This window comes from Mesorhizobium sp. Arg314 (assembly GCF_053714275.1).
The window spans coordinates 258,283-268,359 of the sequence record NZ_JBSKBP010000004.1 but is presented as its reverse complement, the minus strand read 5'-3'; the positions used below and the strand labels follow the sequence as shown (position 1 = coordinate 268,359).

Here is a 10,077-nt window from a genome sequence, read left to right as displayed (position 1 = left end):
CCGCGGTCATGCGAAAGATCGTCGTCACCCTAAACGCTAGGCTCAGAGACGCCGCCATTCCTCAGAGTTGATGACGAAGCCGCGTGAGCCGAGGTTTCGCCTGCTGCCACTCCAGCACCGCTCTTGGCCGTCGGTGCTTGGGCTTGCCTGATCTGAAGACGTGCCAGCCGATCAGTACTTGCCGACGCCGTTGGTGCTGCCGCCGTTGTTGCTGCCGCGGCCGCCATTGCCGTGATGGTCGCGGCCACCGTTACCGCCGCCCAGGCAATTCTCGGTGCCGACGTTGCAGCAGCGACCGCTCCACAGGTCATTGAGATTGGTCTTGGCGCAGCTTTTGACGGTCTGGTCCGCCAGGGCCGAGCCGGTCAGGGCCGATATCGCGACGGCGGCAAGCAGGGTGTTTCGCAGGAAAGCAGTCATTTGAATTCTCCATGGTTGGGTTTCTGTTCACGGCTGTGTGTCGCTCGCCGGACGGAAACGGTTCATGGAGTTGTGCGAAAAAATTTCGGCGACGTCGTCATCCACGGGTGAAGCGGACGCGCAGACCCGAGGATCCATGCCGAAAACTTCGCCGAAGGGCGCAACGACACAGAATTCTGGACCGCGGAGGCGCTCGAAGGTCACGGCATGGATCCCAGGGTCTGCGCTGCGTCGTTACTCTCCTTGCTTCGCCCTGGGATGACGAAGCCGGGTGAGCCGAGGCTTTCGCCTACTGCACGGAGCCGACCAGCACTGCCTGGCCGTCGCGGATCGAGACCCAGCGGCCGGTGTTGTCGATCGCCTGCCGCTTGAGGAAGCGGTAGCCGGTCGCATCCCAGGCTTTGACCTTGTCGGTCAGATTGTCGAGCACGTAGTCGCCTCTGTCGGTGCGCACCGTCAAAACGGAATGGCCCTCGCCGTCAGGCTTGCGCACGACGGTGATCAAGAGATCGGCGAGCGACATGCCCATGCGGTAGAGCTCGCGGCGCTTCTCCAGCACATAGTCCTCGCAATCGCCGTAGCCATTGTCCGGATAGGTCCAGACTTCGTCCTTGCCGTAATTGTCGAGGTCGCTCATCGGCTTGACGGCGGCGTTGACCCTGGCGGTCACGCTGACCAGCCTGCGCCACAGGCCGTCCGTCATCTTGGCCGGCGCCAGATCGGCCGGACGGATGTTGCATTCGCTCGGATGCGATTTGCAGAAATCATAGTGGCCGATCGGCTGCGAGGTCAGGCCGCCCGTGGCCATCGCGCCGGCCGCCCAGGCGGGCACCGCCCAATGCGCAGAGATCGCCAGCCCTGCGACTGCACACAAACGCAGAATCCGCGTCATCGCTGAGGAAGTCATTGTCCCCGCCGCCCTGTTCTTTCTTAACGAAACGTTAAAGGCGATTTACAGTCCGTGTCAATTAGAGACGACGGCTAGTTTGACGGCATGGTTACCTGGGCGATCCCACAGCGGCACTTTCGCAACAGAGGCGGCGGCGCAACACGGAGGGCTGCCGGGGTGGCGGCAGAACCGGATCTGGCTCCAGCAATCAGCTTTTGGCGGAACGGACCAGTTTCGGCTTTACCGCCACCCGGTGCTGGCGGCCATAGCTGGAAATGAAGTCGGCGATGCGCGGCACGATTTCCGAGCGGAAGCGTGAGCCGTTGAAGACGCCGTAATGGCCGACCGCCGGCTGCATGTAATGGGCTTTCTTGTCGGCCGGGATATTGACGCAAATGTCGTGCGCGGCCTGGGTTTGGCCGAGGCCGGAAATGTCGTCGTTCTCGCCCTCTATGGTCAGCAGCGCGACGTTGCGGATCGCCCTCGGATCGACCGGCTCGCCGCGATGCATCATCTCGCCCTTCGGCAAAGCGTGACGCACGAACACGGTGTCGACCGTCTGCAGGTAGAATTCCGCCGCCAGGTCCATCACCGCCAGATACTCGTCATAAAAGTCGCGATGCTTTTCGGCGTTGTCGCCGTCGTTTTTCACAAGGTGCATGAAGAAGTCCTTGTGGGCGATGATGTGGCGGTCGAGATTCATGCTCATGAAGCCCGAGAGCTGCAGGAAGCCGGGATAGACCGCGCGGCCGAAGCCCGGCACAGGCCACGGCGCCTGCATGATGACATTGTCGCGGAACCAGGCGATGCCCTTTTCCTCGGCAAGCAGATTGACCGCCGTCGGGTTGCGGCGCGTGTCGATCGGGCCGCCCATCAGCGTCATGGTCGAGGGCACGAAGGGATCGCCGCGCTTTTCCATCAGCGCCACAGCCGCCAGCACCGGTACGGAAGGCTGGCACACCGCCATCACATGCGTGTCGGGGCCGAGCGCATGGAACATCTCGATGACATAGTCGATATAGTCGTCGAGATCGAAGCTGCCTTGCGCCACCGGCACCATGCGGGCATCGACCCAGTCGGTGATGTGCACATCCGCGTGAGGCAGCATCGCCTCGACCGTGCCGCGCAGCAGCGTCGCGTAATGGCCCGACATCGGCGCAACGATCAAAAGCTTCGGGTCGGGCTTGCGGCCGGCGGGCAGCGCGCGTTCGAAACGGATGAGGTTGCAGAACGGCTTCGACCAGACGGTCTTTTCCGTGACGCCGACGCTCTTCCAGTCGACCACGGTGTTTTCCAGGCCGAATCGCGGCTTGCCGTAGCGGCGGGTGGTGCGCTCGAAGAGTTCGGCTGTCGCCGCGACGGAGCGGCCAAAAGGGGTGTGGGAGATCGGATTGAGCGGGTTCGAATAAAACAGCCGCACGGCGTCGGCGTAAAGGCGCGCGGGTTGCAGCGCCGCATGGTTCAATTCGTAGAGCTGGTAGAACATCGAGAACCCCGCTGCCGTCCGACGACCGAAAGGACGACGAACAGCGCCGAGCCTTGAATGTCTCGCAGCGAGGTTAGCAAGATATTGTTGCGATGCAATACGTCATTTTGTCTGACGAATGCTTCTTTCGTTCAACCTGTTGAAAAACAGCCACGAGCGGCCGAGCCGGCTCAATGTGCGCCGCAGAAGTGTGAAGGATATGTGTCCGGCCCCTCATGCCGGACGCCAGGCCATGATCCTGAACCTCGGGTCCGCGTTGGATCATGATCCGACAGATAGACGGCTTGGAGCAATTCCACGAAAAGTGTGAGCGGTTAAGTTCGGCGCTTTCGCCGTAACCTTCCGTCCGGAATTGCGTCCAGACAAAGAGCTCTAGACGCGCGCCATGCAGACGGCGGTGTGACCCGAACCGATGAAGCCGAGCTGGCCGGCGGCGCCACGAGAGAGATCGAGCACGCGACCCTTCACGAAGGGGCCGCGATCGTTGATGCGCACGACGACGCTGCGGCCGTTGTCCTTGTTGGTGACCCTGAGCTTGGTGCCGAACGGCAAGGTGCGATGGGCGGCAGTCAATGCCGAGGGGTTCATGCGTTCCCCCGAGGCGGTCCTGGAATGCAGCGCATACCAGGAAGCGCGGCCGCACTGCGCGGCGGCGGAGGAGGCGGAAGAGGCGCCAGCCATCAGGCCAGCCGCGATCGTCACCGCGACAAGCGCGGTCTGGTTGGTTTTCTTCATGCTTTGGGGAGGGCTCCGTTAGAGATAGACCCCGCCGATATGTGCCGAATGAGGCAGGAAATGCGGCAACCGTCTGGCGGTTCCATGGCGACGGCACACGTTTGGAGTCGCCAGGAAACAGTTTGTCATGATATTTCCGGCGCCGGTCAGGCGTATTCTCAATGAATATCGGACCGATATCCTGGACGTTCCGGGCAAGATCGGTCCTCAAGATTCAAGTAGAGGGGAACGGAACTGCTTCGGTTCCTCCGCGTCTTTTGTTGCGTCCCTATTGCTGTTCAGGATCGACTTTCGGAGAGGGTCTAACCGATGCGATTGATCAGGTTTGTGCTGGCGCTGATTGTGCTCGGCATCGGTGCGCTGTGGTCGCTGCAGGGCCTCGGCCTCATCAAGGGCAGCTTCATGACCGGCCAGACGCAGTGGCTCTATATCGGGCTCGTCACCATGCTGGTCGGCGTCGTCGGGCTCTACTGGGCGAACCGCTCGCGCGTCTGACCTGCCGGCTGCGCAGAGAAGGCGGGCGCCGCGAGTCCGCTGGACGGACGGCGCCCGGTTGCGTTCAGGCGGCCTTTGCCGCCGGCTTGGCCGATTTGACGTGGGTGACGCTGCGGCGACCGTCGACGCTGACCGGCACGTCGCCGTCGACGGTGGCGCGGCGCACGATCCGGTGCTCGCTGCCATAATCGTTGACCGCGTAATGCTGGGTGGCCCGGTTGTCCCAGATGGCGACGTCTCCAGCCTGCCACCGCCACCGGACAGTATTCTCCGGCGTGGTCACATAGCTTTGGAACAGCTCGTAGAGTTTTGCGGAATCGCTCTTCGACAGGCCGACGAAGCGATGGACGAAATTGCCTAAGAGCAGCGACCGCTCGCCGGTCTCCGGATGCACGCGCACGACGGGATGCTCGGTTTCGTAGACGGTCGAGGTGAAGACCTCCTCGAAATGCTTCCTTTCCTCGGCCGAGGCGCGGGGACGGACCGCGGCGTAATCATAGGCATTGCTGTGGATCGCCCAGAGGTTCTCTGCCAGCCGCTTGAGCGGCGCCGGCAGGCTTTCATAGGCGGCATGCGTGTTGGACCAGATCGTGTCACCTCCGGCCGCGGGAATGACGACGCCGCGCAGCACCGAGAACTTCGGATAGGCGTCCACGAAGGTGACGTCCGTGTGCCACTGGTCGGCGCGGCCGCCGCCGCGGCTGGAATCGAGATTGAGGATCGAAGCGGTGCCCGCCACCGGTCCTTGCGTCGGATGAGGCACGAGATCGCCCAGACGCCGCGCGAACAGTTCATGCTCTGAATCGTCGAGATGGTCCTGGCCGCGGAAGAAGACGACCTTGTGCTTCAAAAGCAGCTGGTTGATCGATGCGATGGTGGCATCCGACAGGCTGGCGCCGAGGCGAATGCCCCCGATTTCCGCTCCGACGCGGGCTGTCAAGGGAACGGCATCGGTCGCGATCTGGTCGACAAGGACTGGGTTGCTCATGAGGTCTCTCCTGGTTGGTCTTCGGGGAAAAGGCGGGGCTGCGGATCGATCACTGCGACCAGTACTGCCAAGCCCAGTAGAAGCTTTCGTCGCGCGGCGGCAGGCGATCGCGCTCGCCGGCAAAATGCACCGGCGTCGGCGATCTCGGTTCGCCCTCGGGTCGCCTGTCGTTCGGCGGCAGACGCAACAGCCATGTGCCGACATGGGAAAACAGCACCGCGGTGGAATGGGTCATTGAAAGGCTCGCTGAGAAACCGGATTGCCTTTCTATCGTCGGTTAATTCTATCGGGTTTGTAGAGTTAAATCCTTCCAAGCAAGCCGGCTTTGTTGGAAAAGTGTCGCCCAGTATCGGCGGAAAGGGCGCAAAAGGGTGGTCGCCGCGGCTTGGCGGGGCCGGAGCGATCGCCGGAGGAGACTAGCTGAGCCGCCGTCTCTGTCGTCATGTATGGACGGCCCTCTCACGAGCACCCCGGCGAATGAGAAATCCTCCTGTCACGCCATCCGGGTAAATCCATGCTTCAAAAGCTCCAGCAATTGGAAACCCGGTTTCGTGTGCGGAGTGGTTAGTATAGTAATCTTATCAACATTGGGAGTGAGAGAACGATGCGCAACCTTCTGAGGACCATTCGGGCGATCGTTCGTGGCCGGCGGCCGAGGCCGCCGGCGGCGGTCGCCGCGCGCTGACCGCTCCGTCAGGTTTCCGGCTCGCAACCATGGTTGGACGCGGCAACTCCATCATCATTGTCGGCGGCGGCGCCAGCGGCGTCGTGCTGGCGGCGCATCTGTTGAAGTCGCCCAATCCGGACCTGCGCGTCACGCTGATCGAGAAGCGGCCGCATTTCGGCCAGGGCATGGCCTATTCGACGCTGCTTTCGGCGCATGTGCTCAACGTCAATGCCTCCGGCATGAGCGCCTATGCCGACGACCCCACCCATTTCGCGCGCTGGGTGCTCGAGCGCGGCCTCGCCAAGCCCGACCAGGGTCCGTTCTATGCGCCGCGCAGCCTTTATGCCCGCTATCTGCAGGAACTGCTCGACGGCCTCGAGGAACGCGAGCGCGAGACAGGCCGCCTCCGGCTGATCAGCGAGGAGAGCCTGTCGATCTCGCCGACGCCGGCGGGCGTCGAGGTCGCCTTGGCCAACGGCACCAGCGTCGTCGCCCATCTTGCCGTTTTGGCCACCGGTCATGACGAACAGCCCGGCGCCTTCCAGGGCCAGGCCATCCGCATGGGAACGGAAGCCGACAGCGCGCTCGATCCTGAAGCCCCCGTTCTGTTGCTCGGCACGGGCCTGAGCATGGTCGACGCTTTCCTGTCGCTCGTACAGCGCGGCCATCGCGGCAAGATCGTCGCGGTATCGCGGCGCGGCCTGTTGCCGTCGCCGCACCGCAAGGGCAACCCGATCAAGCTCGATGTCGCCGACATTCCGCTCGGCACAGAGCTTTCCTATTTCGTCGGCTGGTTCCGCAATTTGATCCGCGAAACCCAGAAGGCCGGCGGCGACTGGCGCGACGTGGTCGACGGCCTGAGGCCCTTCAACCAGGCCATCTGGCAGAACTGGCCGTCTTCGGCGAAGCGCCGCTTCGTCGAGCACACCAAGGCCTGGTGGGACATCCATCGCCATCGCATGGCGCCGGAAGTCTATCGGCGCGTCACCGAGGCAGTCGGGTCAGGTCGACTGCGCCTCGTCGCCGGCCGGATCGTGGACATCCAGCCGAACGATGGCTTCGTGGTGAAAATCCAGCCGCGCGGCACGCAGGATGTGGAGACCCTCGATGTCGAGCGCATCTATGACTGCATGGGCATCGCGCGCGACATATCGAGGACGTCGAACGGCGTCGTGCGCTCGCTGGTCGAGCGCGGCCTGGCGCGCCCGGACCCGCTGCGCCTCGGCCTCGACGTCACCGCCAAATGCGAACTGGTCGCGGCCGACGGCACGGTCTCGTCGAAGCTGCTCGCCGTCGGGCCGCTGACGCGCGGCACCTTCTTCGAGATCGACGCCATTCCGGATATCCGCGTTCAGTGCGCCAAGCTCGGCAAGCTGCTGCTGGGGTGATTACGCTTGCTGTAGCGAGATATTGAAACGCTGGCGGGACAGCACCCCCCTCTGCCCGGCAGGGCAGAGGGGGTGTGAAGGAACTCGACATCCAAGGTTTACGGCCACCCGCCTGAAATTCCATTCCTCCACTCGCCGCCGGATTGGCACGATCTATCTTCTTTCCTGATGAAAAGGGCTGGAAAAGACGAGCGCGCGATCCGCGAAACCGGAATGGATTCCGGCGGCATCCTGCGCGAGATTGCGAAGACCCGCATCGAACTGCTTCCACGGAGCATCTGAGATGATCGAGCAGAGACAACCGGCGCCCGGCGGCGCGGACACCAATCTGTCCCGTTTGCGCCCGCCTTACGCTTCGGTGCTCGACCTGATCGGCCAGACACCGATCGTCGAGCTGACCAAATTCGACACCGGCAAATGCCGCCTGTTCATCAAGCTCGAGAGCCAGAATCCCGGCGGCTCGATCAAGGATCGCATCGCGCTGTCGATGATCGCGGCGGCCGAGAAGGATGGCCGGCTGAAACGCGGCGGCGCAATAATCGAGGCCACCGCCGGCAACACCGGCCTCGGTCTCGCCCAGGTCGGCATCCCGAAGGGCTACCGCATCATCCTCGTCGTGCCCGACAAGATGTCGCGCGAAAAGATCCAGCATCTGCGCGCGCTTGGCGCCGAGGTGCGCATGACCCGCTCCGATGTCGGCAAGGGCCATCCCGAATATTACCAGGACATGGCCGAGAAGATCGCCGCCGAATTGCCCGGCGCCTTCTATGCCAACCAGTTCGCCAATCCGGCCAACCCGCTGGCGCATGAAACCACCACCGGTCCGGAAATCTTTTCGCAGCTCGACGGCGATGTCGACGCGGTGGTGGTCGGCGTCGGCTCCGGCGGCACGCTCACCGGCCTCGGCCGCTATTTTGCGAAACATTCGCCGAAGACCGAGATGGTGCTCGCCGATCCGGTCGGCTCGGTGCTGGCGCCGCTGATCAAGACCGGCAAGATGGAGGAGGCCGGCAGTTGGACGGTCGAAGGCATCGGCGAGGATTTCGTGCCGCCCAACGCCGACCTGTCGCTGGTGAAAAAGGCCTACTCCATCACCGACAAGCAGAGCATGCTGGCTGTGCGCGATCTGCTGTCGCGCGAAGGCATCCTGGCCGGCTCGTCCTCAGGCACGCTTTTGTCGGCAGCACTTCGCTATTGCCGCGAGCAGACGATGCCGAAGCGCGTCGTCACCTTCGTCTGCGACAGCGGCAACAAATATCTGTCCAAGGTGTTCGACGATATCTGGCTGGCCGAGCAGGGCCTCGCGGACCAGGAACAGCATGGCGACCTGCGCGATCTGGTGGTGCGCTCGCCGCGCACCGGCGACATCGTCTATGTCGGTCCCGATGAGAGCCTGCTCAACGCCTATGGCCGCATGCGCCGCTCCGATGTCTCGCAATTGCCGGTGCTGGACGAGGGCAGACTGGTCGGCATCGTCGACGAGAGCGATATTTTAGCCAAGGTCGACGGCCCCTATGACGGCCGCTGGGACCGCTTCAACGGTCCGGTGCGCTCGGCCATGACCTCGAACCTGCACACGCTGCAGGCCAATCAGACGCTCGATGCGCTGCTGCCGGTCTTCGACCGCAACGAGGTCGCTATCATCTTCGATGGCGAGGAATTCATCGGCCTGATAACCCGTATCGACCTGATCAACCATCTGAGGCGCCGCGCAAAATGACGTCAACCGGCAAGAACCGCCTGGCCTTTTCCACCCGCACCATCCATGGCGGCCAGAGCCACGATCCGCTGACCGGCGCGGTGATGGTGCCGATCTACGCCACCTCCACCTACGGCCAGCAGTCGCCCGGCGTGCACAAGGGCTTTGAATATGCCCGCAGCCAGAACCCGACGCGCTTTGCCTTCGAGCGAGCCGTGGCCGACCTCGAAAGCGGCACTGCCGCCTTCGCCTTCGCCTCGGGCCTGGCGGCGATCGGCACCGTGCTCGAACTCTTCGACGCCGGCGCCCATGTCGTGGCCACCGACGACATCTATGGCGGCTCCTTCCGGCTGATGGAGCGGGTGCGCAAGCGCTCGTCCGGCCTCCAGGTGAGTTTTGCCGACTTCACCGACCTTGCGGCAGTCGAGGCGGCCATCCGCCCCGAAACAAAGCTGCTCTGGGTCGAAACGCCGACCAATCCGCTGCTGCGGGTCGTCGATCTCGAAGGCATCGCGGCGCTGGCCAAGCGCAAGGGGCTGATCACCGTCGCCGACAACACGTTTTGCAGCCCCTACATCCAGCGGCCGCTGGAGCTCGGCATCGACATCGTCGTGCACTCGACGACGAAATACCTGAACGGCCATTCCGACATGGTCGGCGGCGTGGCGGTCGTCGGCGACAACAAGGACCTCGCTGCCCAGCTGAAATTCCTGCAGAACGCCATCGGCGCCATCTCCGGCCCGTTCGACAGTTTCCTGGCGCTGCGCGGCATCAAGACCCTGGCGCTCAGGATGGAGCGCCACTCCTCGAACGGCCTCAAGATCGCGCAATGGCTGGAAGCGCGAAAAGACGTACGCCGCGTCATCTATCCCGGCCTCGCCAGCCACCCGCAGCACGAGATCGCCAAGCGCCAGATGCACGCCTTCGGCGGTATGATCTCGGTCGACCTCGACCGCGACCTCGCCGGCACCAAGCGCTTCCTCGAACGCACCCAGCTGTTCACACTGGCCGAGAGCTTGGGCGGCGTCGAAAGCCTGATCGAGCACCCGGCGCTGATGACGCACGGCTCGATCCCGGCGGAGAAGCGCGGCGCAATCGGCATCACCGATTCGCTGGTGCGGCTGTCCTGCGGGATCGAGGATGGGGATGATCTGATCGCGGATCTGGGGCAAGCGTTGCAGACCTAAGAATTCGTAGATACTCGTCATCGTAGTGATCCTTCGCGCCCCCCTCCGTCTCGCTAGCCGATCCCTCGTCATTCTAGGGCGGAGCAAGGAGCGAAGCGACGCGCGCAGACCCTAGAATCCATG

Annotated in this window: 10 protein-coding genes; 4 read left to right on the top strand and 6 right to left on the bottom strand. The window is 63.4% G+C overall.

Annotated elements, in window-relative coordinates; all coding sequences use genetic code 11:
* Nucleotides 1–171 precede the first annotated feature (171 nt).
* From ACWGS9_RS06990 to ACWGS9_RS06975, 4 genes are all read right to left on the bottom strand, one after another.
* The gene (locus ACWGS9_RS06990; protein WP_454504536.1) at nt 172–420 is read right to left on the bottom strand and encodes a hypothetical protein; all 249 of its coding nucleotides are present in this window, start codon (nt 418–420) and stop codon (nt 172–174) included.
* A gap of 289 nt (nt 421–709) precedes the next feature.
* Nucleotides 710–1,327 carry a transglutaminase-like cysteine peptidase gene (locus ACWGS9_RS06985; protein WP_454504535.1) on the bottom strand — a complete coding sequence of 206 codons (618 nt, stop codon included), beginning with the start codon at nt 1,325–1,327 and terminating at the stop codon, nt 710–712.
* Nucleotides 1,328–1,517: 190 nt separating this feature from the next.
* Entirely contained in the window at nt 1,518–2,795 is a 1,278-nt protein-coding gene (locus ACWGS9_RS06980) for a polyhydroxyalkanoate depolymerase (protein ID WP_454504534.1), read from the bottom strand.
* A 372-nt stretch (nt 2,796–3,167) separates the two neighbouring features.
* Complete coding sequence (locus ACWGS9_RS06975; RefSeq protein ID WP_320215790.1) at nt 3,168–3,530, bottom strand: septal ring lytic transglycosylase RlpA family protein; 363 nt, start codon at nt 3,528–3,530, stop codon at nt 3,168–3,170.
* Nucleotides 3,531–3,839: 309 nt separating this feature from the next.
* On the opposite strand from ACWGS9_RS06975, the gene ACWGS9_RS06970 reads away from it, so the two are divergent.
* Nucleotides 3,840–4,025, top strand: coding sequence for a hypothetical protein (locus tag ACWGS9_RS06970; RefSeq protein ID WP_454504533.1), 186 nt, complete (start codon nt 3,840–3,842; stop codon nt 4,023–4,025).
* A 64-nt stretch (nt 4,026–4,089) separates the two neighbouring features.
* On the opposite strand, the gene ACWGS9_RS06965 is transcribed toward ACWGS9_RS06970, so the two are convergent.
* Entirely contained in the window at nt 4,090–5,013 is a 924-nt protein-coding gene (locus tag ACWGS9_RS06965; protein ID WP_454504532.1) for a TauD/TfdA dioxygenase family protein, read from the bottom strand.
* 49 nt (nt 5,014–5,062) lie between these two features.
* On the bottom strand, nt 5,063–5,248 hold the full coding sequence (locus ACWGS9_RS06960; RefSeq protein ID WP_454504531.1) for a hypothetical protein: 186 nt from the start codon (nt 5,246–5,248) through the stop codon (nt 5,063–5,065).
* A 479-nt stretch (nt 5,249–5,727) separates the two neighbouring features.
* On the opposite strand from ACWGS9_RS06960, the gene ACWGS9_RS06955 reads away from it, so the two are divergent.
* From ACWGS9_RS06955 to ACWGS9_RS06945, 3 genes are all read left to right on the top strand, one after another.
* The gene (locus ACWGS9_RS06955) at nt 5,728–7,068 is read left to right on the top strand and encodes an FAD/NAD(P)-binding protein (protein WP_454504530.1); all 1,341 of its coding nucleotides are present in this window, start codon (nt 5,728–5,730) and stop codon (nt 7,066–7,068) included.
* Between the two features lie 283 nt (nt 7,069–7,351).
* The gene (locus ACWGS9_RS06950) at nt 7,352–8,788 is read left to right on the top strand and encodes a pyridoxal-phosphate dependent enzyme (protein ID WP_454504529.1); all 1,437 of its coding nucleotides are present in this window, start codon (nt 7,352–7,354) and stop codon (nt 8,786–8,788) included.
* Nucleotides 8,785–9,954 (top strand): trans-sulfuration enzyme family protein, encoded by a 1,170-nt coding sequence (locus ACWGS9_RS06945; protein WP_454504528.1) that lies wholly within the window; start codon nt 8,785–8,787, stop codon nt 9,952–9,954. The genes ACWGS9_RS06950 and ACWGS9_RS06945 overlap by 4 nt, the downstream gene beginning before the upstream one ends.
* Nucleotides 9,955–10,077: the final 123 nt, after the last annotated feature.